The organism is Echinicola jeungdonensis (assembly GCF_030409905.1).
GTDB lineage: Bacteria > Bacteroidota > Bacteroidia > Cytophagales > Cyclobacteriaceae > Echinicola > Echinicola jeungdonensis.
In genome coordinates this window covers 45,502-71,507 of record NZ_JAUFQT010000001.1, presented here as the reverse complement: position 1 = coordinate 71,507, position 26,006 = coordinate 45,502, and the positions used below count along the sequence as shown (strand labels likewise).

The window sequence follows — 26,006 nt, the reverse complement described above, 5'->3', positions numbered from 1 at the left end:
ATTGGAAAAGTTCAGGGGCGATGATCCGGTCGCCCAGTCCTTGGGTACAGCAACGCTGGAAAAATTCAGTTACGATAACAAAATCGTCAAGTACTTTGGTGCAGCCACCATCATTTGGGGTTTGGTTGGGATGTTGGTGGGTATATTGGCCGCCACCCAGCTATTTCTTCCCGAGGCTAACTTGGGTAATCCCTACACCACCTTTGGCAGGATTCGTCCATTGCATACCAATGCGGTGATTTTTGCCTTTGTGGGAAATGCTATTTTTGCGGGTGTTTATTATTCCATGCCCCGGCTTTTGAAGGCCAGGATGTGGAGTGATGCCCTCAGTTGGATCCATTTCTGGGGTTGGCAGCTGATCATATTAGCTGCAGCCATCACCCTTCCTTTAGGACTGACCACGTCCAAGGAATATGCAGAACTGGAATGGCCTATTGATATTGCCATTGCGGTGATTTGGGTGGCCTTTGGTGCCAATATGATCGGTACCTTGGTAAAAAGAAGAGAAAGACATATGTATGTGGCCATTTGGTTTTATCTGGCCTCCTTCGTAACGGTAGCGGTACTGCATATCTTTAATTCATTGGCATTGCCTGTTTCTTTTTTTAAAAGTTATTCCGCTTATGCAGGTGTTCAGGATGCCTTGGTACAATGGTGGTATGGGCACAATGCAGTGGCTTTTTTCCTAACTACTCCCTTTTTGGGGTTGATGTATTATTACCTGCCAAAAGCAGCCAACAGACCCATTTATTCTTATAAGCTATCTATTGTTCACTTTTGGTCCTTGATATTTATTTATATCTGGGCAGGGCCTCACCACTTGTTGTACACCGCTTTGCCAGAATGGGCCCAGGTATTAGGTGTTGCCTTTTCAATTATGCTAATCGCCCCTTCTTGGGGTGGTATGGTCAATGGCCTTTTGACCCTGAGAGGGGCATGGGACAAAGTGAGAGTTGACCCGGTGTTGAAATTTATGGTGGTTGCTGTTACCGCCTATGGTATGGCCACTTTTGAAGGACCATTGCTTTCCCTTAAAAATGTCAACGCCATTGCCCACTATACAGATTGGATTGTAGCCCATGTGCATATTGGAGGTTTGGGATGGAACGGATTTCTCACTTTCGGAATATTGTACTGGCTATGGCCTAAGATGTGGAGAACTAATCTTTACTCTACCAAATTGGCCAATACCCACTTTTGGTTAGGGACCTTGGGTATCCTGTTTTACGCACTTCCCATGTATGTAGCCGCATTGACTCAAAGTCTTATGTGGAAAGAATTTAATGAAATGGGAAGGTTGGCCTATCCCAACTTCCTTGAGACTGTGCTGGAAATTGTCCCTATGTACATGTTCCGGGCATTTGGTGGGGTACTTTACTTGACCGGAGCAATAATTATGGGGTATAACCTTGTAAAAACAGCCAAGTTAGGATCCTTCTTGACTGAGGAAAAAGACGAAGCTCCTGCCCTTGTGAAATATAGGTCTGAGAAAGGTGAGTTTTGGCACCGAGCCTGGGAAAGGAAACCCGTTTTCTTTACTGTTTTGGCAACGGTGGCCATCATCATCGGGGGGGTAATAGAAATCATACCTACCATTTTGGTAAAATCCAATGTGCCCACCATTGCCAGTGTACAACCTTATACCCCGCTTGAATTGCAAGGGCGTGACCTGTATATCTCTAATGGTTGTGTAGGTTGTCACTCTCAAATGATCCGGCCTTTCCGCTCAGAAACAGAAAGATATGGAGAGTATTCCAAAGCAGGAGAATTTGTATATGACCGTCCTTTCCTATGGGGATCCAAAAGGACCGGCCCAGACCTGCACAGGGTTGGAAAGAAATATCCAGATAGTTGGCATTACCACCATATGGTGGATCCCAGAACCATGTCTCCCGGGTCCACAATGCCTTCTTACTCTTGGATGGCTACCAATACCATGGACCATTCGGATCTACCGGCCAAAATAGAAACCATGCAGAAGTTGGGTGTACCTTATCCGGAAGGTTTTTCGCAAGAGGCAGTAGAGAATGCCCATAAACAAGCCCAGGGGATTGCTGCCAACCTGAAGGAATCAGGTATTGAGGTGCTTCCAGACACCGAAATTGTGGCTCTTATCGCCTATTTACAGCGGTTGGGGACAGATATAAAAAAAGAGAGTTCAAATCCATAAGTAAAGCAAAATGAAAAAGGAAATATTAATCGCAATAGAAAATGTGGAAATATACCCAGTGATTTCCCTGCTCATCTTTGTCTTGTTTTTTATTGGAATGGCCTGGTGGGTTTTAAAAGCGGATCGCAATTATGTAGATCATATGAAGTCTTTGCCCGTCCACGATGGCAATCCCAAAAATGATAATACCTATGAAAAAGAATAAATTAATATTGTCAGCCTTTTTGGCATTTATATCAGCAACTCCGGCATTGGCCCAGCAAAGCAATACTGGCTGGGTAGAAAGCCTAAGGGGAATGGATAGCACCCAATTGGCCCTATTGATCATGATAATGGTAGTATTAGGGGTGACGGTTTTATTATTGTTGTTATTGATTTACCTAATGACTTTTATTTCGGGAATTCTGAAACAAGAAAATCCCGAACTGGCCCAAGAACCTTCTTTTTGGGAAAGGTTTAAGAAAAGGTTTGTGGTAGGGGAAATGAAACCCATTGAAAAGGAACATGAGATCATGCTGGACCACAGCTATGATGGTATTGTGGAGCTGGACAACTTTATGCCTCCTTGGCTTAAGTACCTGTTTTATGGAACAATAGTGTTTGGTATTGGCTATTTTATGTACTATTCGGTATTTGATTTGGGCAAATCTCAAATTGAAGAATATCAAGTAGAGCTGGAATTGGCAGCATTAGAAGCCGAGGAAAGAAAAGCATTTGCATTGGCCTCCATAGATGAAACCAATGTAACATTGGACCAGTCTGAAGCGGTGATCCAAGCAGGAAAATCTTTGTACCAAAATAACTGTGTAGCCTGTCATGGTGCAGATGGAGGAGGGGGTGTTGGCCCCAACTTTACCGATGAATATTGGCTTCACGGTGGAAGTATCAAGGATGTATTTACCGTTATAAAATATGGTGTTCCTGAAAAGGGCATGATCCCTTGGCAAGATCAGTTAAGCCCTGAGGAAATCAAGCAAGTGGCCAACTTTGTCCTTTCCTTACAGGGTACCACTCCGACCAACCCCAAAGAACCTCAGGGAGAAAAATATGTCCCAGAAGAAAAAGCTCCGGCAGATACACAAACTGCAGCAATAGAAGTTGGAAGTGCTCCATCAGCTTTTTAATGGAGAGGCAGATGGCTGACAATGGGCCATCTGCCTCAAAATTTAAATCCAATGAAAGATATCAAAAACACAAGTTCATTTAGGGATTCCCTGGCCACCGTTCAAGAGGATGGACAAAGAAACTGGATTTACCCCAAGAAGGTAAAAGGTTTCTTTTTCCGGTGGAGGACTATTGTCAGCTGGCTATTGTTGGGCCTGCTGTTTGCAGGTCCTTTTCTTCAGGTGAATGGTAAACCGTTGATGTTATTGAATTTCTTTGAAAGGAAATTCATCATCTTTGGGCAGGTCTTTTGGCCACAGGATACTCATATTTTGTTGTTTTTGCTTTTGATCTTTTTTGTTTTTGTCATCCTGTTTACGGTTGTGTTTGGCAGGGTTTTTTGCGGTTGGGCATGTCCTCAGACATTATTTATGGAAATGGTCTTCAGGAAAATTGAATACTGGGTCGAGGGAGATGCCAATCAACAAAAAAAGTTGAATGCCAAGCCCTGGAACAGAGAAAAAATCCTTAAAAAAGGCTTTAAAATGGGTTTGTTTACCATGGTGTCTTTGGTGATTGCCCATACTGTCATGGCCTATTTGGTGGGATGGGAAAGAACCTTGGAAATGGTATCTCATTCTCCTACGGAAAATTGGGCTGGTTTTATTGGCCTAATGACCTTTACGGGAATTTTCCTGTTTGTTTTTTCCTGGTTTAGAGAACAAGCTTGTACAGTGGTATGCCCCTATGGAAGGCTTCAGGGAGTGCTTTTGGATAGTAATTCCATCAATGTAAGTTATGATTATGTTAGAGGCGAACCAAGGGGAAAATTGGTGAAAAATTCAAATGAAGGCAACCTTAAGGGGGATTGTGTGGATTGCAGCCTTTGTGTTCAAGTTTGTCCAACAGGCATTGATATTAGAAATGGGGTCCAGATGGACTGTGTAAATTGCACTGCATGCATGGATGCCTGTGATGGCGTCATGGAAAAAATCAACCGGCCCAAAGGCTTGATAAGGTATGCCTCTGAAAATAGCATTCAACACAAAAATGCTAAGTTGATTACCCCTAGGGTAATGGGCTATAGTACGGTATTGGCGCTGTTGATATTAGCTTTTGTTGGCCTACTGGTTACTAGAGACGATTTTTCCGCCACGGTTACCCGGTTTAGGGGTATGACTTACCAGGAGAGGCCCGATGGGCAAGTCAGTAATTTGTATGAAATGACACTGATCAACAAAACATTTGATCCAAAAAACATTCAGATAAAACCTGGAAATAGCCGGTTTAAAATAGAAGCAAAGGAAGGGGGGAATTGGAGATTGTCTGGTCAGTCTAAAATGGAAGGGAGATTTTTCCTTGTAATGGAACAAGAAAATGTTAAATCCATCAATCAGGAGGTGGAACTGCTTTTAATTCAGGGCGGGGAGGTGATTGACAGAATTGAAACCAATTTTATGGCTCCATTACCAAAAAACAAATAACTATTAAATCAAAAAAGTATGAATTGGGGAAAAGGATTGATTTTGGTTTTTATTGCTTTTGGAGCAATGATGGCAACAATGGTGACCATTTGTGTCAAACAGGATGATATTCATTTGGTAACCCAGCAATATTATGAAGAGGAAATCAAATACCAGGAACACATCCAAAAAGTGGCCAATGCCGCCGAGTTAGGCCAGGAAGTGATTTGGTTTGATGCAAATACCAAAAAGTTGGGATTGGAATTGGAAAATGGGGCGGAAGGAACATTATGGTTATTCAGACCTTCTGATGCCAGGATGGACCATAAGATTCCGGTAAAATTTTCTGAAAAATCACCTTTAGAGTTGGATTTGAAGGATCTTAAATCCGGGTATTGGAGAGTAAAATTAACCTGGAAAAATGATGGTAAGGAATACTTTCAGGAGAAAAAAATTAATTTGTAAATGATCTGGACAGCGATAGTTCTGGGTTTTGTAAGTTCCTTTCATTGTGTGGGGATGTGTGGTCCAATAGCTTTGGCGATTGGGTCCCTGAATAAGCGTGGGTATTGGGCTAGAAAACTGGCATATAACCTGGGACGGACCATGACTTATTCCCTGTTAGGTTTGGCAATAGGCTTTTTAGGCGTAGGATTTGAAATGGCAGGAATGCAACAGGGACTATCTATTGGTCTGGGGATTATAATGATCATTTTTGCCATCTTTTATTCAAAAGGGGAAAAGCTAATGGCCGGTTTAGGATTGTTTCAATTCGTGGGGAAATTAAAAAATTACCTGGGATATTGGATCAAAAGGGGAGGTGCCGTATCATTTTTTGTAACCGGATTCTTAAATGGACTTATGCCTTGTGGGATGGTGTATATGGCTTTGATGGCGGCTTTGGCACAAGGAAATCCTTTGGGGAGCTCTCTTTATATGGCATTTTTTGGAATAGGAACTATTCCGCTTTTGCTGGTTTTGATGTTGGGTGGAAACTGGATTAATAATTTTGGAAGGCAAAAGGTATCCCAGTGGCTGCCCTATTTTGGGGTATTTATTGGTTGCCTATTTATTTTCCGCGGATTGGGGCTGGGAATTCATTTTCTCAGCCCGGAATTGCAGCTTATGGAAATTGGAACAACCATTCAGGAAATGACCATGTGCAGGTAATAGGGTTTTCTCTTTCTACTATTGTTTTTTGAGGTTAGGATTTAGATTTCCTAACCTCTTTTTTATGCCATTTATAACTATAGTTTGAAAAAGGAAACTGATAAATTACATTATTGTAAGTTGGTATTTGATAAAAAATCCAAGTCAAAAGTTTTTTAGGTTTAGTGATTGGGTGGATGACCTGAAGGGGCAATTCCAGGAAATCATACCTTTAATTCTGTTTGATCGTTTTATTTTAAGGGAATAAAAATAAAATGATCAAAAAGGGAAGTCAATAATAAGGTTGGCCGGAAAACTTAGAGAAGAGTATCCTTTCATCAGGGAAATCAATCAAAATAAATCCCACTAATCTTTTCTGATGGAAGGTGGTGTGATGAAAATTTGTCCTTCATAGAGGTTTGTGGCCTTCTTCTGGATCCCAAAGGTTACTGGCATAATTAAGAATATTCTTAAAATCTATTATCCCACGCAACCGATCAAAGAAAAGTGTTGTATAGACTAATGCAAGCGGAAAATAAGTGAAAAAAGAACTAACGAAATCGCTGTTAGAGGGGCTTTTAAAAGGTGACCAAAAAAGCCAGGAATTGTTGTATAAGCAATTTTACAGTTATGGTATGAGCATTAGTCTAAGGTTTACGGCCAATAGGGAGGAAGCAGTTGAGGTCTTAAATGATGGGTTTATGAAAATCTTTAATAAGATCAGTCAATTTAATCCCGATCAACCCTTTAAGCCCTGGTTTAGAAGGATCCTGATTAATACATCGATTAATCATTACAAAAAATATATTCATCAAAATAATAATGCTGATTTAGATCAAGTCAAAAAGGTATCAGACCAGGGACAGGACATCATGGGAGAAATTTCTTATCAGGAAATTATCCAACTGTTACAGAATTTGTCTCCCAAGTACCGAACAGTGTTCAACTTGAATGTTATTGAGGGGTATTCCCATGAAGAAATTGCCGATATGCTCCAAATATCTGTGGGCACCTCAAAATCAAATTTGTCCCGGGCTAGGGCCAACCTAAGAAGTATGTTAACGCGAAGTCATGAAAAAGGACTGGAAAAATATGAGCGATAAGGAATTGGATGAACTCTTCCGCCAAAAGGTGGAGGAAGCGGACATTCCTTTTGTGCCGGGGGATTGGGATAAGATGAAGCAAAAACTTCAAAGCCCTTCTCCAGGACATAATGGTGTGCCTTGGTACAAAAACAACCTTTTCCGAAGTCTTTCTGCTATAATTCTTTTGGGAGGTGCCTGGTTGGCCTGGAATTTTTGGGATGGAAGTAATAATACTGAAGTCCAGCAGCAGGAAAATCAATCCTCTTCATCTGAATTAATTATTGCAGAAACTGAAGAAAGTGGTGAAAATACTACCAGCAAAAATGAAATTTATTCAAACTACGGGAATAATAACTCTGAAAATAATACTACAGGAAACTTGGAGGGAAAAAATGCCGCAAGCAAGCAAGAAGCTCGTGGCGCACGATCCACTTTTCACTCCAGAAATAAAATAAATAATAAAAAAACTGTGGACCCTGAGTTCCAAAATGCAGATGCAGGGGCAGTTACTCAGCAAGAAGTTAGAAATTCACCCCAAAACCAAATGGTATTGGTTAATAGGGCAAAAAGGGTGGTTCCAGATTTATTTCTTCAAACCCCAAAACTCAATTCCAATGGCTTACAACCCATGGATACAAAAGGACCCAGAGAAGGAACCTACAACGTTCCGGATAAGAAAAAAGCTGATTATTGGCAGGATGACCGTTGGAGTTTGGCTGGCTTGCTTTCCCCTGATGTAAGTGCTTTGAAAATCAATGATCTGCATGGTTTGGGAACCAGTGCAGGGATTAATGTGGAGTATTTCCTTTTGCCTCAGTGGAGCATTACCCTGGGAGGGCTTTATTCCTTTAAGACCTACCAAGGGGATGAAGGGTATCAAACAGGTTATGCACCTTCTCCAAACGGAATCAAGGGAGATTGTTGGGTATTGGATGTGCCCTTAAATGTCCGGTTTTATGCCATCAATAATGAATTGGACAGGTGGTATATCAGTACAGGATTTTCTTCCTATTTCATGCTTAGGGAAAGTTATGAGCTGGAATATTCAAATGGTTATAGCCCTTATTCCAGTGAAGTTGATGTCAGGAATTCAAATCAGCATTTATTGGGAATAATGAATTTTAGTTTGGGGTATGAAAGGATTTTGACACCAAAACTTTCACTCCAGGTAGAACCCTATTTCAAATTGCCCATCACAGAAATCGGGGAAGGAAAAGTAAATTTAAAAAGCGCCGGCGCCTTTATTGGCATAAAATATAGATGGTAATGGTCGAAGGAAAATTTCCAAGGCTATTGGTAAGTTGGCAATGCTTAATATGAAAAGTATTCGCCGAACTTTAAGTGTGTAGAAAAGAGGATATTTTATAACAACCGAAATGATAGAAGTGATGAATAAGCGAATAATTTATTGGATGATCAGTTTATTTCTGATCGCCGGATTAGGATTGATCTCATGTAATGATGATGATGACGATGATAATGGCAATGGAGATCCACAGGTTCAGGAAAGAACCTATACGCTGGACCCTGTTTCTGATCCTGCCATTTATGGGACAGTAAAATTTGAAAGGCAAAATGATGGGTCCACTATGGTGACCATTGACCTGGTTGGAACTACTTCTGGTAATAGCCACCCTTCACATATTCATTCCAATTCAGCAAGTGAAGGAGGTCCAATAGAAATAGACCTTACTGATGTGGATGGTGCTACAGGGATGAGTCAAACCTTGGTTACGGAAGAAAATGATGGTACCCCCATTACTTTCGATGAATTGCTCATTTATGATGGTTACGTCAATGTCCATTTAAGTGGATCAAATTTGTCCACCTTGGTTGCCCAGGGAAACATTGGTAGCAATAGCTCCGGAACAGGAAATAATAACGGGGGTAACGGAGGAGGACCCTCCTATTAAAGAAAAATGAAAATGGGGCCCATCAGGGGCTCCAGTTTTTCAGAAAGTGATTTTAACCTTAAATAAATTAATTATGAAATTAATGAAGTATTTGATGGTTTTTATGTTACTGGTATTTGCGGGGGCTTGTTCCAGTGAAAATGAAGAAGATATCAATCCGGGAAATGGAAATGGCGATCCTTGTGAAAATAACAATGCCACCCTGTCTGGGGATGTATTGGCAATTATCAATGCAAATTGCGCCGTATCAGGTTGCCATGTACCAGGAGGTACAGGAACTGTGGATTTCACTGTAAAGGAAAATATCATCCAAAATGCCACCACAATTCGTACTTATACCCAAAGTGGTTTCATGCCACCTCCTGAAGCTAATAACACATTATCTGAACAAGAGAAAGATGATATTTATTGTTGGGTAGCCAATGGTGCCCAGGACAATTAAAATGAAAGTGAGATGAAACTGTTAATGTTGATATTTTTGGTGTGGTCTTGGTGTTTGCCTTTATTGGGGCAGACCTATAAATCCACAGATAGTAAGGTTACATTCTTTTCGGATGCCCCATTAGAGGACATCAAGGCCACCAATAAGGATGCGACTGGATTGTTTGATTCAAAATCAGGGGAATTGGCTTTTGTGGTACCCATCAAGGGATTTGAATTCAGGAAATCATTGATGCAACAGCATTTTAATGAAAGATTTATGGAATCCGACAAATATCCCAGGGGAACATTTCAAGGCCAATTGAGCAACTATGACATGGAAAGCAGTGGTACACAAAAGGCCGTTGCTAAAGGAAAGATGACCATTCATGGTATTACAAGGGATTTCCAAGTTACTGGAGATTTTACGGTTTCGGGTAATAAAATAGAAATGGAAGCTGTTTTCCCCATTAAAGTGGCAGATTATGATGTGGAAATTCCCAAAGTTTTGTTTTATAATATTTCTGAAGAAGTGGAAGTAACGGTTAATTTTAAATTTAATGCTCAGTAAATTGAGGCTTTACTTAAAACTTTAACAAATCCCAATAAAAACTGTCCAACACCATGAAATCTTTTAATCTGTCTCTTCTATTATTATTGTTGTTTTCCCAAGTAGCCTATGCTCAAGATGATCTGCTAAAACAACTAGAAGAATCCACCGAGCCTGTAGATCAAAAAGTAACCGGAACCTTTAAAGGTACCCGGCTGATAAATGGGCATACCGTGGAGACCCGGCCGGAAGGAACCTTAGACTTTATCATTTCTCACCGTTTTGGCCGGGTCAACTCCGGTTCTTATCAGTTTTTTGGCTTAGATGATTCCAATATCAGATTGGGACTGGATTATGCCATTACAGATCGATTGACGATAGGAGTTGGACGAAATTCATTTGAAAAAATTTATGATGGTTTGGTAAAATATAAAATTCTATGGCAGGAATCGGGCGAAAAAAATATGCCCGTTTCTTTGGTTTGGTATTCCAATATGGCCATCAAGACTTTTAAAAGGCCTGATTTGCCTATGAATTTTAAAAGAAAATTGGCCTATACCCATCAGGCAATCCTTGCCAGAAAATTTAATAAAATTTCCCTGCAATTGGCACCTACCCTGGTTCATAGGAATTTGGTGCCAAGACCAACAGATAAAAACAACCTTTATGCCTTGGGAATGGGAGGGAAGTACCAAGTTACGCCAGGAACTGCCATTAATCTGGAGTACATTTACAGGGCCAATGCACCTGACAATGACCGGAATCACAATGCCGTGGCCATTGGTGTGGATATTGAAACTGGAGGTCATGTCTTCCAGCTTCATTTGACCAATTCCAGGGCCATGACCGAAAGTGGATTTATTCCATCAACAACAGGTGATTTCTGGGATGGAGATATCCATTTTGGATTTAATATTTCCAGAACTTTCCAGCTGAAAAATAAAAACAAGGACTGGTAAGGAATTCCTATCATGAATCCTGATTAGGAAATAATGAAAATTACTCAAATCCTCGGCTTTACCAGCTTATTAGTTAACTTTTTATTCCGTTTGAGCTAAACCCCACTTATTCTCTTTGGCTCAGAATTAAAAACGCTTCCTTTTTTTATCCGGTCATAAGGATTGAAAATCACTCTAGTTTTGATCTGGGATGGAAAATCCGAGATAGCTGATTTTAATTTTCAATTAAGGAATTGATGAAATTTACCTGGAGTTGAGATAGAGTATTTGAAACTATCCATTAATATCGGGTGAGGTTTGCGAAAAATGTAAAATTACCTAAAAGTAATTGAATTATTTTGGAAATATGGGTGGATTCTTTAAATTTGGGAAACAGTAAGGGAAGATGGAGGAGATTTTTTTTAATATAACATCCAGTTTTCCGGTGATTAAAGCAAAAAACCGCCGGAAAAATCCCGGCGGCTTTCTTTCTACTAAAAAATGAAAAATTAAGTTGATAACTTCTTGGTTGAAAAAGTGAAACAGTAATTCCAATATAGGATTTTTTGTTGAAAAATAAAACACCTAAAAAAGAGTATTTTTTGTTATCTTTCTTCAATGAACTGCATAATTTAGGATTTTGATGTGTAAAACCTGTTTTTAAAGTTGTTTAAATATTGATATTCAGATGGTTAAGTGGGGGTAGTTATTTTTAGATTTAACTAAAAGATTGAGGGAAAGCCTAAGGTGGATAAAGAATTTTTCAGATAAATACCACTTACCTTCAAAAAAACTTTATTTATTGTATTTTTGCAATAAATAGAATAAAAGAGCATGTTTGATAATCTCAGTTATAAACTAGATAGAGCATTTAAGACCCTCAAAGGAACGGGCAAGATTACAGAAATCAACGTTGCAACTACGGCCAAAGAAATCAGAAGGGCATTGATTGATGCCGACGTGAACTATAAGGTGGCAAAGGATGTAACGGATAAAATCAAAGAGGAAGCCCTTGGTAGGGACGTTTTGATTTCGGTTTCTCCCGGACAATTGTTGGTGAAAATCACCCAAGAAGAGCTTACCAAGATTATGGGGGGTGAGAAGAAGGATATTAATATTCAGGGAGATCCGGCAGTAGTTTTGATTTCCGGACTTCAGGGTTCTGGGAAAACTACCTTCTCCGGTAAATTGGCTACCTATCTGAAAAAGCAAGGCCGTCAGACCTTGTTGATTGCCTGTGATATTTATCGTCCTGCTGCCATCGAACAATTAAAGACATTAGGTGAGCAGATAGGGGTTGAGGTATATGCTGAACCTGAAAACAAAAATGCTGTTGAAATTGCCCAGAGGGGTATAGAATACGCCAAGAGAAATGGCAAGAAAACGGTCATCGTTGATACGGCAGGTCGTTTGGCTGTGGATGAACAGATGATGAAAGAGATTTCTGAATTAAAAGAAAATCTCAATCCTACAGAGACCTTGTTTGTGGTGGACTCTATGACCGGTCAGGATGCTGTTAATACTGCCAAGACTTTTGATGAGCGATTGGATTTTGATGGGGTAGTGTTGACCAAGTTAGATGGTGATACCCGAGGTGGTGCTGCCATATCCATCCGTCACGTTGTCAACAAACCAATTAAATTTATCTCCACAGGTGAGAAGATGGAAAATCTAGATCTTTTCTATCCTGACCGTATGGCCCAGCGGATTCTGGGTATGGGGGATGTGGTTTCATTGGTAGAAAAGGCGCAGCAATCTTTCGATGAGGATGAAGCCAAGCGGATCAATGCCAAGATCAGAAAAAACCAATTCAACTTTGATGATTTCCTTTCCCAATTGGAGCAGATCAAGAAGATGGGTAACCTGAAGGATCTGATGGGAATGATCCCGGGAATGGGGAAAGCCCTTAAAGGCATTGATATTGATGATGATTCTTTTATTCCTATAGAAGCCATTATCCGTAGTATGACTCCTACAGAAAGGGAAAATCCAGATATTATCGATGGAGGAAGAAGAAGGAGAATTGCAAAGGGAAGTGGTAGAACCATCCAGGAAGTCAATAACCTTATGAAGCAATTTGCTGATATGAGGAAGCTCATGAAGCAAATGAATAAAATGGGTGGAGCCCAGCGTGCATTGGGGAATTTGATGCCAAAGGCAGGAGGAAGAAATTAAGAAAATTATTTTTAGAAGGGAATAATAAGCCTTGAGACAAGCTCAAGAAAAATTATATGAAAGCTGGTAGGAGGTGGAGACCTCTTCCGGCTTTTTTTATGGGACCAAAAAGGCCCGATGGTACAAAGGTGAAGCTAAGGGTTGATCTGAAAGCCTGTGGGGAATAAGTACTTAAATAAAAAATAATCAGTGTATATCAGGTCTTTGTAAATGATGTATTGTAGTTTGAACAAAAAAAAGAGGAATGAGTTGATCATTCCTCTTTTTTTATGGAATTACTATTTCGATTACGCTTCTACATTCCCAGCGATCTTGGCTAATTTCATGATTTCATGAAGATCATCATCAGTAACTTCCTTGGTCACATCAGCTTTTTCCAGGAACAATTGATACACATCGTCCAATTGAAGTTTTGTTAGGTTATAGCCAATTCGGTGGGCACGGAAAGCCAATGCAGCCCGACCACTTCTGGCAGTTAATACGATCATGGATTCGGTTACCCCTACATCAGCAGGGTCGATGATTTCATAGGTTTCCCTGTTTTTGATTACTCCATCCTGGTGGATACCAGAGGAATGGGCAAAGGCATTGGATCCTACAATGGCTTTATTTGGCTGAACCAACATTCCCATTCTTTCTGAAACCAATTTACTTATTGGATTAAGCAATTTGGAATTGATGTTATTATAAACATTCAATCTTGGATGTTGCTTCATGATCATGGAAACTTCTTCAAGGGAAGTGTTTCCAGCTCTTTCGCCAATTCCGTTGATGGTACATTCTATCTGTCGGGCCCCGTTCATTACTGCGGAGATAGCATTGGCAGTGGCCAGTCCAAGATCATTATGGCAATGGGCAGAAATGATTACATTCTCTATCCCTCTTACATTGTCCATCAGGTATTTTATTTTGGCGCCATATTCATCTGGAAGGCAATAGCCGGTGGTGTCCGGAATATTAAGTACCGTAGCACCCGCTTTTATAACCTCCTCACATATACGGGCAAGGTATTCGTTGTCAGTTCTTCCTGCGTCCTCTGCGTAAAACTCCACATCTTCCACAAATCTTTTGGCATGCTTGACAGCTTCTACACCTCTTTCAAGGATTAGCTCTGGCGTGCTTTTAAATTTGTATTTGATATGGGAAGGGGAGGTGCCGATTCCGGTGTGGATTCGTGGGCGTTTGGCATATTTCAGGGCTTCAGCAGCAACCTCAATATCCTTTTTCACTCCTCTGGAAAGTCCACAGATGATAGGTTCGGATACACTTTTTGAAATTTCTACGACTGAGTTGAAATCACCGGGACTTGAAATTGGAAATCCGGCTTCGATCACATCTACCCCCAGCTTTTCCAGCTGCTGGGCAATCTCAATCTTTTGAGGAGTATTCAATTTGCAGCCGGGGACCTGTTCTCCGTCCCTCAAGGTGGTATCAAAGATCAGTACTTGTCGTTTATCCATAATGCGTATTTTTTTATCGAAAATCTAAAGTAAAAGCTTATGCTTTGATTGTAAATTCCTTTAACTTTATTTGTCCAATGTCTAACTGTGTAAGTTAGGTTATAAAAAGCTGAAAACCAATAATTTGCAGTTTAAAACTATATGAAGTCAAACAAAGAAAAAGATTCTGCATTTATTTTAATTAAATCTTTGACCCCCTCTGAAAAGCGGGGTTTTAAATTATATGCAAAGAGATTTGGGGCAAATGAGAATGCCAAATTTATACAACTTTTCGAGGCCATGGACAGGTTGGACCATTATGATGAGGAAAAACTCTTAAAAAAAGCTCCTGTTTCCAAAAAACAATTGGCAAATATGAAGTCTCATTTGTATAAGCAGATTTTGACCAGTTTAAGGTTGATCTATGCAGATCAAAATGTGGAATTACAGTTGAATGAGCAAATTGACTTTGCCAGGATACTTTATAATAAAGGCCTATATCAACAGAGCTTGAGGTTACTGGACCGGGCCAAGCAAATCGCCAGGAAATACTTTCTGGATACCCTTATACTTAGGATTGTGGAATTAGAAAAGGTAATCGAATCCCAGCATATTACCAGAAGTATGAGGGACCGGGCAGAGATTTTGGCCAATGAGGCTAAAACCTTGGTCAACAGTGCCTCATTGAAAAATTCATTCAGCAACCTTTCCCTGCAATTGTATGGATTGTACCTAAAAGTTGGCCATGTCAAAGATGAATATGACCGGAAATTGGTGGAAGCTTATTACCTCAAAAACATGCCTGACTATGAACCAGAAAATTTAAACTTCTACGAAAAATTATACCTGTTCCAGGCCCAAGTTTGGTTTTATCATATTATCCAGGATTTTCCGCTGTGCTTTCGGGCAGCCCAGAGGTGGGTGGATCTTTATATTGAAAATCCACAAATGAAAAAAGTGGCCACAGGAAACTATTTAAAAGCTTACCATTACCTTTTAGATGCCCTGTTTTATATGCAACAATATGACCGGTTTTCTTCGGTTTTTGTCCAGTTTAAAAAAAGTCTGGAGGAAGATGATTTTAAGATGGATGAAAACTGCAGAATTTTGGCTTTCCTTTATTATTACTCAAATAGTATCAATTTTCATTTTTTGACGGGGGATTTTACAGAGGGTTTGGAAAAAGTGGTGCCATCCCTTTTGAAAGAAATGAAGGCCTTATCCGGAAAATTGGATGTCCATCATGTAATGGTACTGCATTACAAAATTGCCTGTCTGTACTTTGGTAGTGGAGATAATGTTAATGCCATCAAGCATTTGGATGAAGTCATAAGCCATGTAGGGGATGGGTTAAGGGAAGATTTGCAGTGCTTTGCCCATATTCTGAAATTAATCGCCAGCTATGAGGAAGGCATGGATGATAATTTGGAAATCCAGATTAAGAATGTATATAAGTTCCTTATTAAAATGCAGGACTTGCACCTGGTCCAGCAGGAAATGATGCATTTTATCCGTAATCTTAGCAGGATTTATGATTACCAGTTGAAATCTGCTTTTATCGAACTCCGGGACCGTCTCCAGCAATATGAGCAGGATCCTTATGAGAAAAGGGCTTTTTTATATTTGGATATCATCTCTTGGTTGGAAAGTAAAATTCAGGGAAGACCTGTACAGGAAATTATCCGGGAAAAGTTTTTGAAAAAGATGGAGAAGTAGGACATTATCAATTCCCCATTTTAGGTTTTAATAGCAGAATAATAAAATGAGATAGCTGTTATTTGTTAACGGTAGGGTTGATATAGAGGCCTCTTTGGGAAATAGACATAATTAACCTTTTAGTGACTTAACTAAAAGGTTAATTTGTTTTTAGGGTACTTTGAAGTAAAATTCAGAGTACAATTTGTGTAAGGAAAAGTACAATTACTGAATTGAAGGGGTTGATTTTTGGGGTGGTTTTGACAATTGGACACACCTGTCCTGTAATCCTTCTTTCCGGCGGTAGTTTTTGTCAAGCAGCTTTGTTGATGGGCGGGGATTCCTGTTGGTTTCTTCGTTTGGCAACTGCTACGGCGTTGGCTGCCATAATGCCGAACAGCACGGCCAGCTTTTCCCTTTTATCTCCCTTTACTCGTATTTTAACCAGTCCATAGTGGTTTTTATGGTTGCCGAAAGCCCCTTCCATTGCCGTTGCCCTTTGTTTGGAGACTTCAGCACTCAGAATCTTTTCGGCTTTGTTGTGCGGTTTGGGGCCTTTTTTGGGGAAGCCGGTGAATATGTCTTTGGAGGTACAATACTTTCTGTTGGCATTGGTGGCATAAATCCGGTCGGCACCCAGCTGGGAAGTCTGTCCGAAAATCCGGGTATGTTTTACCGTGGATATTTTCAACCGGGTACATTCATTGAAGTTGTTGAAGTCCAGTTTATCGATAAATGATAGCCCGCCTGTCTGAAGGATATGGGCTTTCATACCGAACTCCACAGGTTTGTTTTCCTTTCCCCGGACGATCGGCCGGAGATAAGGTTTATGGAGGGAAACGATGCGGTCCTTAAGTTCGGAGGGAGGATTTTCCAACAAAAACTGCTGCTGGACCAAGACTTTTTTGATGGTCTTCAGACAGGCAAAGTCATTTGGTTTAAGCCCCGCCCCTTGATAAAAGTCTAGGATCTCTTGTAACTGGCCAAGTCCTTTTTCCAACAGGAAGACCAGGGATTTTTTCCTTTTGAGGGTTTCCTTAAAGGATTTGCGTCTTTTACGGAAGTAGCCAAGCTGTTTGGCCTTCTGCTCCCTGTATTTTGACCGGGGCCTTTTTATGCCCAATTGTTTACATTTTTTGAACAGTTGCTTTTCAAACACCCACTGGCAGCATTCCCAGAGTAGTTTGGGGTCGGTGGGGAAACGGACATAACTTTCATAACAGGTGGCATCCATTAATAAGACGTGGCTGTTGTCCACATCCTGTTTCCAGTGATCCATTAGTACCTCTTGGATCTGTTCCCAGTGGCAATGTTCCTCGATGTAGGCCCTGATCCGTGTCATAATGGTAAGGTCCCGGATCTGTTGGTCTGCTGCCAATACTTTCCCGCAGAAATACTGAAGGCTCCAGTCGGTATTGAAACGCTCTATCAATTGGCGGTCTGAGGTATTCAGGTAGGCTTTCAAAAACATCAGGGCAAACATGCCCTTGGCACCGAACCACCTTGGGGCACCAGGCCCCTGCAGCTTTTCAGGAACAAGGCTCGAAAGCTTTTCCCATGGCAGGCTGTCATGGATCTGGCCAAGCAAGGAATTCTTGAAAAAGTGATACTTTGGAGAGTATCCGTCAAAGTCTTTGAAAATAGGGAGCTGTATGGTATCTTTCATAGTATTTTTGTCTGCAAACAAAAAATACGAAAAAGAAAACCCCGGAAAAAGCCCTTTTGGACGATTTTCGGGGTTTTTGAGTTATTTTTTCGCAACCCTGTTTATTAAGAGTCAGTGATTTAGCTAATTAACAAGAAGCCCTATAGAAAAGGTGGTTTGTGCGGACACAAACCACCTTTTTTTACTTATTCCAAAGTCAAAATACAGCCGGAATATTTTTCATTTCCATTGAATATTTCACCTTGGAATATGCAGCCTTCCTTCCTGTAAATAAGATATTCGATTCCATTTTGGTCACCGTAATCTATAAGAAAAGAGTATTATGGAATACCTAATCCATGGATTCAGGATTGTATTCCAAATCGTAATCGATCATGGTGGAATCCTCCTCAAGCATGGATGGAACCTCATCCCTTCCAATAACTTCTCTGCGTTCCAGCTCAATTATTACGTCCATTTGCTGGGAAAAGGAGGCATCCTCCTCTCGAAGCCTGTTAAATTCTTCAAGGAGTTCTTCATCACTAAAAGATTCATACCTTTTGATTCTTTCCTCCTTGATTTTTTGTTTTTTCTCTGCCATCAAAGCTTCTTCTCTTTTTTCTAATCGGCTTTCACCGGATTTAATGAATTTGGTACCTTTTTCAGAGCCATAAAAAGGCGCATCTTCCACCAGGATTTCCTCCTGTGTCCCATCAATATGAACCACGGTAAGGGTGTCAAATTTTTCCATGGAATATTCATCCCCGGATTCTTTGTCCAAGACTTTTTCCTCTTGATATTCAAACTGATCCTCATTTGATGACGAGCATGCCACCAAAATGATAAGAGATATAATTATTAATATGTTCCTAGTATTCATAATCATAAGGTTTTGGTTACTGATTTAATTAAAATGGATTCAGTATATTTTCTTATCTGGTTTGTCGATCCACATTTGGAATACCTCCTTAGCTCCATTTTGTTTAAAATGGATCATGGGTATTTTCCTGTTTTCAGGGGCAATCGGGAGTTCCTGATAAATAAAATCATCATCAAACCCAGCATTGGCGGCATCCTTTCTGGTATTGGCAAAAAATACGCGCTTAGGTCTTGCCCAATAAATGGCTCCCAGGCACATAGGGCAAGGTTCACAGGAGGAATAAACCTCACAGTCTTCAAGCTGAAAATGTCCAAGTGATTTGCAGGCATCCCGGATGGCCATGATCTCCGCATGAGCAGTTGGGTCATTGGTACTTAGGACACTATTGTTTCCTTTTCCAATGACGACCCCCTCTTTTACAACAATACAGCCAAACGGGCCTCCCTTTCCGGAACTCATTCCTTCTTTTGCCAGGGAAATTGCCATTTCCATAAAGGTTCGTTGCTGTTCAGTCATTTGCTTATAATCGGTTTGTTTCCATAATATTAAAAGCCTTTCAAAAGCAATTCAAAACCTCAGGCTTCCTTTATGAAAATAACCATATGATTGGTAAAATGAAAAAATAAAAAGAGATAAATATCCGCAGAATTAAAAGATTTTAGGAGCTAAAGGAATTAAATCGCCTTTTTTCTGAAAATTCAAAGCAAATGGATAAGTTGTTAGTTTTGCAAGTCTATGTTAAAATTTAAAGTCCTTGGAAAAAAGCATTTATAGGCATTGCAAGCTTGATAGTATAATTCTCCTGGGATTTTAAAAGTCCCCTTTTGGGCTTTTTTTACCAAAAATTTCACAGTGAATTGATTAGAAAATACTTGCAAAGGCTGATCTTCTCCAATCATTTTGAAAGTTTTTGGGGCAGAAAACTGAGCAGAGTCAATTTGAAAAGATGCTGGCCATTCTATGGTAATCCGGGTTGGAATAAAATTGGGGTCATTCACTTCATCTGCCTGAATGTGCATTCCATTTTGAATGGCAAAAACCAACTCTAGCTGTTGATTATTTTCTTTTAAGGTAATTTGCTCATTAATCAGTTTTACCCAGTGTTTTTCTTGTCCATTTGCTGGAAGGGTGATCCCAATCAGTAGGAGTATCCCAATACTAATTTTCAGACAATAGCTCATCAAGTTTAGCTTTAAGCCCCAAAAGTTTTGCGTCAAAATTCTTAGAATCCAGCAAGGACATATATTGGATATTTCCCTCCAGATCAACTAATATATTGGAGGCAAGCATTACTTCATCCCGGGCCAAGTCGGGCAATACGTCCTCAGGGGCAAAACTTGCCGCCACAGTCCCATCTTCATCCAATATTACCGGGAAGCTAAAATTGAAACGGTCTTGCAGTTTTTCTTTTACCAGGGAAGCAGGTTCTTTCACATCGATAATGAGGACTTTGACATTTTTATTTCTGTAATTCTGGGCTAGCTCTTCAAGATAGGGAGCTTCGGCATTGCAAAACGGACACCAGGTAGTAGCAATATGGATGACCAAATAGCCGCCTTTGAAATCTTCAGAGGAAATAGTATTGCCTTCCAGATCCACTAATGTGAAATCCGGAAGTTCCATTCCCTTGGAGTCCATTGATTCGGTCTGGCCTTGTGCCCATAAAGGCAGACTAATCAAATAAAGGACTAATATGGATATTTTATAATTCATTGATGTATAGCGTTTTATGTCTGTAAATATAATCAATATTTAAATGATTTTTCTGGATTTCAATGATCTTCAAACCGGAAAAACCTGTTGAAATAATGAATAGAGAAATTTATTAGGAGATCAAGTTAAATTTCTTTTTGAACCGATATAATGATAATAATATTTTATTCTATAAAACATTGAAATACAGTTATTTAAACTTTGTTTTATTTGATTAGGGGGGTAAAAGAATTAATTTTGATAATACTTAAAAACCTGCTGGTATTAAAAAATTCGTATCCATATTTTCATTTAAAAATTAACCCAAAACAACCATGAAAGGCTTAGTTATTTTCCTAACAGCTTCAATTTCGCTGTTTATTTTGGCTTGTTCTGAGATTGAAGAAGAAGCAGCGTATGTGGGTGTTCCCAAAATTTCTTTGGGTTCTTATGAATAGGGGAATTTGGCTGATGAATGGGCTCGTAAAGGTGGTACCCAAAACAGTCAACCAGTTTTTGCCTTTTCTGATCCAAGTAGCCCTGTGGAAGGGTCTTCAGCCGGTCTAATAAGGGGGCCAAAGGGAATTTCAATGAGTTTGCATGCAGAGGAACTTATAGCGGGGAATGCTTATACCATCTGGTTTGTAATATTCAATGCCCCTGAAAATTGTGCCACCAGTCCATGCGGTGAACCAGACATTTTTAATCCTGAAACCATGACAGATGTTTCCTTTGGAGGAGGAAATATCGCAGGAAATTCCTCTATAACCATAAGTGGCCATAAAAAAGTAGGAGACTTGTCTGGATCTGCTATGCCTTTTTTTAATGACTTGTTGGGATTAGATATTCCGATATTCGGCTTAATAGACCCTTGGGGTGCAGAAGTGCATTTGGTGCTTCGAAGTCATGGTCCAAAAGTACCTGCTAATATGCCGGATTTAATCAATTCATTTGATGGAGGATGTACCACTTTTCTCGATGCTGGTCAGGTTACTGATGACCCTGGAGAATGTGCCGATTCCCATTTCGCTATTTTTCAACCTTAAAAAACATTTTGTCTTAAGGGCGGGCAAAAAAGCTCGCCTTTTTTTACCCATTTCAAATTGAAAAAAGTGGTTTCTATTTCTAATACTGATTGAATTCCCTATTTCTTCAAAAGTGTGAAATTATTCACCTTAAGTAGGGGCTAATATGAGGTAGAAGATACCGGCGGTGTATTTGATAGGGATTATTCCATCTTTTCCTGAAGCGTTAGAAAAAATAACAGGGTTATCTGAACTTTTGGTTATTCATGGAAGCCTAATGTGAATCGCTTTCAGAATTCTACCTTAGCTAGGTAATCAAAGAGAATTATTGTGTACACTCAGTTGACAGATGAATTGATGTCCAATTATCAAATGTAATTTTTAATAACAGTAAATCTATAAAATTCGATTCCGGCAATTACCAACTGGAAGTTTTCTTGTGACCAATTTTATCTCACTAACTTGATTAAGTTGAGTAATAAAGAAAATCATAATCCCAAGATCAGCTTATAAGGATTAATGATAAAATGAGAGGTCACCTAAATCTCCATCAGTAGCAACAGCTGCTGGATATTCTTTCCCGGTGTAATGATCTCGTGCATACCAATTTGAATTTTACAATCCCCAATTTAAGATATGGATTAGTGAAGGTGATTTTCCACTAATTGAGGATACATACAATGGCTCCATTGGAAAAGAAAGCCCTTTCCCAAAAGCTTTAAGTAAAGCTTCCTTTCTTGTCTAAAATTGAATAAATATTTCCGGTCTTTTTTCCTGAGTAATTTCCTTTATTAACCTGATTTCCCTCTTTAAAAAAAAATTACGGATAAAATGATCATAAGAAACATCATGTCGAATTTGCTCAATTTCGATCCTAACATTCCGATTTTTAGAAAAATCTAAAAGGGCTTTGTTGCTGGAATGTGATAGATCGAAATTGATGTTTTCCCAACCAATTTCTGGTCTTAATTGGGGTTTCCCATATTTAATAATCAAATTGAATTTGATCGGGTTTTATCTCTATATAAAAGCCCAAGATTTGACGTAACAATCCACGTGCAGCAATTGATTGGATTTTATTTTTTTCAAAATGAAGCCTTCCAACCTTTTCAAGCTCCTCAATAGAAAGTATTGATGTTAAATATTTTCTTTGCCTTCACCTAAATCAAGGGAGAATCGCCAAATATGAACCGTGCCTTTAGGGGGTGACATAATTGGAATCGAATGTTGTCAATGAACTAGATGTTTGGTCATATTTTACTTTCTTTTTTCTAGTTGCATCAGTATCCCATTTTTGGGTCTGAGGTTTAATAATTGGGCCATTTCCACCACTTGATCCGGCACCAATTTTAGCCGCCAAAATTGAGAGATTGAAGCGATAACCATAACCCCCTCTAACCAGGCATAATGCTGACCAATACATGAACGTGGACCTTCACTGAATGGAAAATACTCATATTTTGATTTTTGTCGATTAGTGGAAGGTGCCCAAGATTGAGGATTGAACTTCATGGGGTCTTTATGAAACCTTGAATCGTGATGTATCAGGTAAGGGCTCATCAAGACAATGGTTCCCTTAGGAATGAAATAATCGCCGATTGTTAAATTTGAACGGGCTTCTCGGACGATAACATAAATAGGGGGGTATAACCGCATTGCTTCTGTGAAAACCATTTTGGTAAATTTCAACTTTGGATAATCATCCAAAGTAGGTTGCCGACCTTGTAATACTTGGTCGACTTCTTCATGTAATTCTTCCTCAGCTAGTGGATTTTGCGAAAGGAGGTACCAGGTCCAGGTAAGAGCAAGGGAAGTAGTGTCAAATGCGGTGAGTAATAGAGTAAGGGCTTCATCCCGGATTTCCTCATTGCTGATCCCACGATCTTTTTTATTTGTTTCTTGGGCTAAAAGTAGCAGGGAAAGTAAATCACCTTTGTCTAATTTAGTTTTCCGGCGCTCTTCAATAATTTTATAAATGATTTTATCCAATCGACTTTTTGCTTTAAAAAATCTAATAGAGCCTGGAAGAGGAAGCTTAAGCAAATATTCCGCAAATGGAAGGGTTACCCTTCCAAAAATATCCATTATAGATTCAAATTCCTGATTAATTTCTGCAGCTTCTTCTTCTAAATCAACACCAAACATGGTCTTTCCAGCAATTCCGGTACTCATTCTGACCATTTCTTTAAAAATATCCACCGATGTCCCATTTTTCCAGCCGTTCATTAACCTTGAGGCAAATTCTGACATGACAGGGGAATAAATGTCCATCATTTTCCGGTGAAATGCCGGTTGCATTATTCGCGAATGGTGCTTATGAAAATCCCCTTCACTAGTAAGCAATCCCTCTCCTAATAGTTCTTTTGCCATTTTTAGGGGCCTACCTTTGACGAAATTATCCTGTTGTGTGGAAAGCACTTCTTTGATAAAGTCCGGGTGATTTAACAGTAAAATTCGAAGATGTCCTATTTTAAATTGAGCAATATCTCCATATTTCTCAGCGATATTTTTCATGAAACCAAGACTATCCTTTCTAAAACCCAATAAATTTGAAAAAGGGTTTAGTCTTTTGGGGCCCGGAGGATGCTTGGATGTATATAGGGGCTTTTTCATAATATGAAAGATTAAAAATGGTATATAGCAGCCCCTACTTGGATTCCAGAACCTGCTGCAATCATTAAACCTATATCCCCCTCTTTTATGAGATGTTTTTCCTGGGCGTATTCGAAGGCTATGGGGATAGAGGAAGAAAATAAATCAGGTCCTGATTGAACCACATCAATGAATTTTTCTAATGGAAGATTTAATTGTTGACTTAAATTAACAATGAAATCAAATGAAATTTGGGGTGGAAATATCCATTTGATTTGATCTATAAAAAGCCCTTCTTTTTCTAAAAGGTCTTCAATACATTCATAAATATTATCAATATATTTTTGTTCAAGGTCAGGATCCTTTTTTATATGAAGGTACGGGTAGACTTCAGCGGTAGAACAATAAGTGGAATAGGAATTTAAATAGGAAGTTTTATAAAGGAAGGAGAAATTTGAAAAACCCGTATTGTTATTCGAGGGTGTATGCATTATGGTGGCCGATGCAGTTGTCCGAACTCCCAAAAGTTTATCAGGAAATTGATTTGCATTGTTTTCATATTCAGTCGCCACAATCATTGCTTGCTGACATTTTCCCATACCTATCATATGCTGGGCAACAAAACAAGCGTTTAGAAATCCCAAAGAACCATTAAAAATATCAAAAGCAAGTGTTTTTTTGTTATTAGGGTTCAAGAAAGTTGCATTCATGTTCAGCCTACCGGAAAGTAAAGTTGCATAAGCCGGTTCTAATATGTATCCACTACGATATACTCCTGAATGAATTAATAATCCTATGTCATTCTTTTGATACGAAGATTTAATTAGACAATTTTCCGCAGCATTTTGAAGTAATTCCAGGGAATCTTTTGATTGGGGAACTTCATCAGTTACCGTCCCTACCTTTTCTATTCCAATCCGGATATTCTGAAGTTTATCAATTTTTGATGAATGGATTAAATTTTTGGTGTGCTCAATATTTTGAGATAATTTCTTATGATTCAATCTATTTGGTAAGTCATCAAAGGTGTAAAGTGCAGTGCCCGTTGTAAGTCCAGAGGCGGTAATACCAAAAATAACTTTATCTCCTGATTTAATCTTATTATTGCGGATTTGATCAGATAAGGCAATAAAATGTGAAGTGGAAGCAGTGTTTCCCCTATTTTCAAGATTGTTTATGGTGTTTTGGTCGTTTAAAATTGAGTGGTTAAATATTTTATTGATTTCATCTCTTGCACTTTTAAGTGATGTTTTAGAGGTTTGGTGCAGTATTAGATGTTGAAACCTATCTGGTAACCAACCAGCCTTTTGGAGTAATTGAATAGATTGTTGGGCACCTGATTTAATTCCGACTTCGGTCAGGTTTACTGCGTCCGTCTGCATGATCCATCCACCATTTTGGGAAACATTGACTATACAGTATTCACTGTATCTGCCGAAGGTTTGAAGTTCTATTTCATGAAATCCCGTTTCTTTGCTTTCGGATTGTTCTAAAATCAATGCTGCTCCAGCATCTCCCAGAGTAAGGCAAGCTAGACGGGAATCCATGAAACTTTCAATTTCTTTTTGGGCTGTGTTCGTTACATGTGTTAAGTTTTCACCACTTGCCACCATGCCTCGACTTATTGCTCCGGATTTTAATAAGGTATTGATGATGTATATTCCTGTAAATAAGCCGGCACAAGCATTGGTAATATCAAAAACAATGGCATGGGAGAAACCTAGCTCATGCTTTAGTTTGACAGAAGTACAAGGTTCAAAAGAAATAATATCCGGACCATCATATCGGGAAATATTACAACATATTAGGATATCAATATCAGTTGGGCCAAATTTTGATTTCTCAAAACAGTCAATGATGGCATTTCTAGCTAAATCAATTGAAAACTCATGTTGCCCTGCAACCCTTCGGCTCTTTATTCCGGATAATTTTTCTAATGGAAATCTGATATGATTTTTACAACCCCTTATTATCTCACTGGATAAAATGGATTGAGTTGGAAGGTAGGTGCCTATGCTTTCAATTATGGTGTTTTTTTCATGGCCCATGTTTTCAGGATATTGAATTCAAA

General features: G+C 39.3%; 25 protein-coding genes. 17 read left to right on the top strand and 8 right to left on the bottom strand.

Features of this window, described 5'->3' with window-relative positions; translation table 11 throughout:
• The first annotated feature begins 40 nt into the window (after nt 1–40).
• The 13 genes from ccoN (at nt 41) to ffh (ending at nt 12,967) form a co-directional block, all read left to right on the top strand.
• The gene (ccoN, locus tag QWY93_RS00340; RefSeq protein ID WP_290248797.1) at nt 41–2,170 is read left to right on the top strand and encodes a cytochrome-c oxidase, cbb3-type subunit I; all 2,130 of its coding nucleotides are present in this window, start codon (nt 41–43) and stop codon (nt 2,168–2,170) included.
• Nucleotides 2,171–2,180: 10 nt separating this feature from the next.
• On the top strand, nt 2,181–2,375 hold the full coding sequence (locus QWY93_RS00335; RefSeq protein ID WP_290246203.1) for a cbb3-type cytochrome c oxidase subunit 3: 195 nt from the start codon (nt 2,181–2,183) through the stop codon (nt 2,373–2,375).
• On the top strand, nt 2,362–3,294 hold the full coding sequence (locus QWY93_RS00330) for a cbb3-type cytochrome c oxidase N-terminal domain-containing protein (protein ID WP_290246202.1): 933 nt from the start codon (nt 2,362–2,364) through the stop codon (nt 3,292–3,294). The genes QWY93_RS00335 and QWY93_RS00330 overlap by 14 nt, the downstream gene beginning before the upstream one ends.
• A 51-nt stretch (nt 3,295–3,345) precedes the next feature.
• Nucleotides 3,346–4,758: a cytochrome c oxidase accessory protein CcoG gene (gene ccoG / locus QWY93_RS00325; protein ID WP_290246201.1), complete on the top strand. Its 1,413-nt coding sequence runs from the start codon at nt 3,346–3,348 to the stop codon at nt 4,756–4,758.
• Nucleotides 4,759–4,776: 18 nt separating this feature from the next.
• Nucleotides 4,777–5,202: a FixH family protein gene (locus tag QWY93_RS00320; protein ID WP_290246200.1), complete on the top strand. Its 426-nt coding sequence runs from the start codon at nt 4,777–4,779 to the stop codon at nt 5,200–5,202.
• Complete coding sequence (locus QWY93_RS00315; protein ID WP_290246199.1) at nt 5,203–5,907, top strand: sulfite exporter TauE/SafE family protein; 705 nt, start codon at nt 5,203–5,205, stop codon at nt 5,905–5,907. It abuts the gene before it with no gap.
• A gap of 518 nt (nt 5,908–6,425) precedes the next feature.
• Nucleotides 6,426–6,989 (top strand): RNA polymerase sigma factor, encoded by a 564-nt coding sequence (locus tag QWY93_RS00310; protein ID WP_290246198.1) that lies wholly within the window; start codon nt 6,426–6,428, stop codon nt 6,987–6,989.
• Nucleotides 6,979–8,238, top strand: a complete 1,260-nt coding sequence (locus QWY93_RS00305) for a hypothetical protein (protein ID WP_290246197.1) — start codon at nt 6,979–6,981, stop codon at nt 8,236–8,238. Before QWY93_RS00310 ends, QWY93_RS00305 begins: the two co-directional genes overlap by 11 nt.
• Nucleotides 8,239–8,359: 121 nt before the next feature.
• Nucleotides 8,360–8,884 carry a CHRD domain-containing protein gene (locus QWY93_RS00300; RefSeq protein WP_290246196.1) on the top strand — a complete coding sequence of 175 codons (525 nt, stop codon included), beginning with the start codon at nt 8,360–8,362 and terminating at the stop codon, nt 8,882–8,884.
• A gap of 73 nt (nt 8,885–8,957) precedes the next feature.
• On the top strand, nt 8,958–9,326 hold the full coding sequence (locus tag QWY93_RS00295; RefSeq protein WP_290246195.1) for a 2-polyprenyl-6-methoxyphenol hydroxylase: 369 nt from the start codon (nt 8,958–8,960) through the stop codon (nt 9,324–9,326).
• 12 nt (nt 9,327–9,338) lie between these two features.
• A complete protein-coding gene (locus QWY93_RS00290) occupies nt 9,339–9,875 on the top strand; it encodes a YceI family protein (protein ID WP_290246194.1) in 537 nt (178 codons plus the stop codon).
• Nucleotides 9,876–9,928: 53 nt separating this feature from the next.
• Nucleotides 9,929–10,813: a DUF5777 family beta-barrel protein gene (locus QWY93_RS00285; RefSeq protein WP_290246193.1), complete on the top strand. Its 885-nt coding sequence runs from the start codon at nt 9,929–9,931 to the stop codon at nt 10,811–10,813.
• 813 nt (nt 10,814–11,626) lie between these two features.
• Nucleotides 11,627–12,967 (top strand): signal recognition particle protein, encoded by a 1,341-nt coding sequence (gene ffh / locus QWY93_RS00280; RefSeq protein ID WP_290246192.1) that lies wholly within the window; start codon nt 11,627–11,629, stop codon nt 12,965–12,967.
• A gap of 287 nt (nt 12,968–13,254) precedes the next feature.
• Here ffh and QWY93_RS00275 read toward each other — a convergent pair whose 3' ends face one another.
• Nucleotides 13,255–14,427: a 2-isopropylmalate synthase gene (locus QWY93_RS00275; RefSeq protein WP_290246191.1), complete on the bottom strand. Its 1,173-nt coding sequence runs from the start codon at nt 14,425–14,427 to the stop codon at nt 13,255–13,257.
• A gap of 141 nt (nt 14,428–14,568) precedes the next feature.
• On the opposite strand from QWY93_RS00275, the gene QWY93_RS00270 reads away from it, so the two are divergent.
• The gene (locus tag QWY93_RS00270) at nt 14,569–16,122 is read left to right on the top strand and encodes a hypothetical protein (RefSeq protein WP_290246190.1); all 1,554 of its coding nucleotides are present in this window, start codon (nt 14,569–14,571) and stop codon (nt 16,120–16,122) included.
• 292 nt (nt 16,123–16,414) lie between these two features.
• Here the strand turns inward: QWY93_RS00270 and QWY93_RS00265 are convergent, their stop codons facing one another.
• The 5 genes from QWY93_RS00265 to QWY93_RS00245 all read right to left on the bottom strand — a co-directional run bounded on the left by QWY93_RS00265 (nt 16,415) and on the right by QWY93_RS00245 (nt 20,339).
• Entirely contained in the window at nt 16,415–17,767 is a 1,353-nt protein-coding gene (locus tag QWY93_RS00265) for a transposase (protein ID WP_290246189.1), read from the bottom strand.
• A 331-nt stretch (nt 17,768–18,098) separates the two neighbouring features.
• The gene (locus tag QWY93_RS00260) at nt 18,099–18,626 is read right to left on the bottom strand and encodes a hypothetical protein (RefSeq protein ID WP_290246188.1); all 528 of its coding nucleotides are present in this window, start codon (nt 18,624–18,626) and stop codon (nt 18,099–18,101) included.
• Nucleotides 18,627–18,665: 39 nt separating this feature from the next.
• Nucleotides 18,666–19,142, bottom strand: coding sequence for a nucleoside deaminase (locus QWY93_RS00255; protein WP_290246187.1), 477 nt, complete (start codon nt 19,140–19,142; stop codon nt 18,666–18,668).
• A 203-nt stretch (nt 19,143–19,345) separates the two neighbouring features.
• Nucleotides 19,346–19,807 carry a protein-disulfide reductase DsbD domain-containing protein gene (locus QWY93_RS00250; protein WP_290246186.1) on the bottom strand — a complete coding sequence of 154 codons (462 nt, stop codon included), beginning with the start codon at nt 19,805–19,807 and terminating at the stop codon, nt 19,346–19,348.
• Nucleotides 19,785–20,339 carry a peroxiredoxin family protein gene (locus tag QWY93_RS00245; RefSeq protein ID WP_290246185.1) on the bottom strand — a complete coding sequence of 185 codons (555 nt, stop codon included), beginning with the start codon at nt 20,337–20,339 and terminating at the stop codon, nt 19,785–19,787. Before QWY93_RS00245 ends, QWY93_RS00250 begins: the two co-directional genes overlap by 23 nt.
• Nucleotides 20,340–20,653: 314 nt before the next feature.
• Between QWY93_RS00245 and QWY93_RS00240 the strand changes: the two genes are divergently transcribed.
• Both QWY93_RS00240 and QWY93_RS00235 read left to right on the top strand, forming a co-directional pair.
• Nucleotides 20,654–20,776 (top strand): hypothetical protein, encoded by a 123-nt coding sequence (locus tag QWY93_RS00240; protein ID WP_290246184.1) that lies wholly within the window; start codon nt 20,654–20,656, stop codon nt 20,774–20,776.
• Between the two features lie 132 nt (nt 20,777–20,908).
• Nucleotides 20,909–21,364 (top strand): hypothetical protein, encoded by a 456-nt coding sequence (locus QWY93_RS00235; protein WP_290246183.1) that lies wholly within the window; start codon nt 20,909–20,911, stop codon nt 21,362–21,364.
• Between the two features lie 1,236 nt (nt 21,365–22,600).
• Here the strand turns inward: QWY93_RS00235 and QWY93_RS00230 are convergent.
• Nucleotides 22,601–23,956 carry a cytochrome P450 gene (locus QWY93_RS00230; RefSeq protein ID WP_290246182.1) on the bottom strand — a complete coding sequence of 452 codons (1,356 nt, stop codon included), beginning with the start codon at nt 23,954–23,956 and terminating at the stop codon, nt 22,601–22,603.
• A gap of 11 nt (nt 23,957–23,967) precedes the next feature.
• A complete protein-coding gene (locus tag QWY93_RS00225) occupies nt 23,968–25,587 on the bottom strand; it encodes a 3-oxoacyl-[acyl-carrier-protein] synthase III C-terminal domain-containing protein (protein ID WP_290248796.1) in 1,620 nt (539 codons plus the stop codon).
• On the opposite strand from QWY93_RS00225, the gene QWY93_RS00220 reads away from it, so the two are divergent.
• Nucleotides 25,586–25,888: a hypothetical protein gene (locus tag QWY93_RS00220; protein ID WP_290248878.1), complete on the top strand. Its 303-nt coding sequence runs from the start codon at nt 25,586–25,588 to the stop codon at nt 25,886–25,888. The two genes, QWY93_RS00225 and QWY93_RS00220, sit on opposite strands and share 2 nt — an antisense overlap.
• Nucleotides 25,889–26,006 lie beyond the last annotated feature (118 nt).

Excerpts from the sequence above, each read along its gene's own strand:
- QWY93_RS00220 (WP_290248878.1), top strand. The coding sequence starts at position 25,586 with ATGATGTATATTCCTGTAAATAAGCCGGCACAAGCATTGGTAATATCA.
- QWY93_RS00260 (WP_290246188.1), bottom strand. The coding sequence starts at position 18,626 with ATGAATACTAGGAACATATTAATAATTATATCTCTTATCATTTTGGTG.
- QWY93_RS00300 (WP_290246196.1), top strand. The coding sequence starts at position 8,360 with ATGAATAAGCGAATAATTTATTGGATGATCAGTTTATTTCTGATCGCC.
- QWY93_RS00250 (WP_290246186.1), bottom strand. The coding sequence starts at position 19,807 with ATGAGCTATTGTCTGAAAATTAGTATTGGGATACTCCTACTGATTGGG.
- QWY93_RS00265 (WP_290246189.1), bottom strand. The coding sequence starts at position 17,767 with ATGAAAGATACCATACAGCTCCCTATTTTCAAAGACTTTGACGGATAC.
- QWY93_RS00320 (WP_290246200.1), top strand. The coding sequence starts at position 4,777 with ATGAATTGGGGAAAAGGATTGATTTTGGTTTTTATTGCTTTTGGAGCA.
- QWY93_RS00270 (WP_290246190.1), top strand. The coding sequence starts at position 14,569 with ATGAAGTCAAACAAAGAAAAAGATTCTGCATTTATTTTAATTAAATCT.
- QWY93_RS00330 (WP_290246202.1), top strand. The coding sequence starts at position 2,362 with ATGAAAAAGAATAAATTAATATTGTCAGCCTTTTTGGCATTTATATCA.
- QWY93_RS00275 (WP_290246191.1), bottom strand. The coding sequence starts at position 14,427 with ATGGATAAACGACAAGTACTGATCTTTGATACCACCTTGAGGGACGGA.
- QWY93_RS00295 (WP_290246195.1), top strand. The coding sequence starts at position 8,958 with ATGAAATTAATGAAGTATTTGATGGTTTTTATGTTACTGGTATTTGCG.
- QWY93_RS00245 (WP_290246185.1), bottom strand. The coding sequence starts at position 20,339 with ATGAATTATAAAATATCCATATTAGTCCTTTATTTGATTAGTCTGCCT.
- ccoG (WP_290246201.1), top strand. The coding sequence starts at position 3,346 with ATGAAAGATATCAAAAACACAAGTTCATTTAGGGATTCCCTGGCCACC.
- QWY93_RS00240 (WP_290246184.1), top strand. The coding sequence starts at position 20,654 with ATGAAAGGCTTAGTTATTTTCCTAACAGCTTCAATTTCGCTGTTTATT.
- QWY93_RS00230 (WP_290246182.1), bottom strand. The coding sequence starts at position 23,956 with ATGAAAAAGCCCCTATATACATCCAAGCATCCTCCGGGCCCCAAAAGA.
- ffh (WP_290246192.1), top strand. The coding sequence starts at position 11,627 with ATGTTTGATAATCTCAGTTATAAACTAGATAGAGCATTTAAGACCCTC.
- QWY93_RS00285 (WP_290246193.1), top strand. The coding sequence starts at position 9,929 with ATGAAATCTTTTAATCTGTCTCTTCTATTATTATTGTTGTTTTCCCAA.
- QWY93_RS00290 (WP_290246194.1), top strand. The coding sequence starts at position 9,339 with ATGAAACTGTTAATGTTGATATTTTTGGTGTGGTCTTGGTGTTTGCCT.
- QWY93_RS00235 (WP_290246183.1), top strand. The coding sequence starts at position 20,909 with ATGAGTTTGCATGCAGAGGAACTTATAGCGGGGAATGCTTATACCATC.
- QWY93_RS00315 (WP_290246199.1), top strand. The coding sequence starts at position 5,203 with ATGATCTGGACAGCGATAGTTCTGGGTTTTGTAAGTTCCTTTCATTGT.
- QWY93_RS00255 (WP_290246187.1), bottom strand. The coding sequence starts at position 19,142 with ATGACTGAACAGCAACGAACCTTTATGGAAATGGCAATTTCCCTGGCA.
- QWY93_RS00335 (WP_290246203.1), top strand. The coding sequence starts at position 2,181 with ATGAAAAAGGAAATATTAATCGCAATAGAAAATGTGGAAATATACCCA.
- QWY93_RS00305 (WP_290246197.1), top strand. The coding sequence starts at position 6,979 with ATGAGCGATAAGGAATTGGATGAACTCTTCCGCCAAAAGGTGGAGGAA.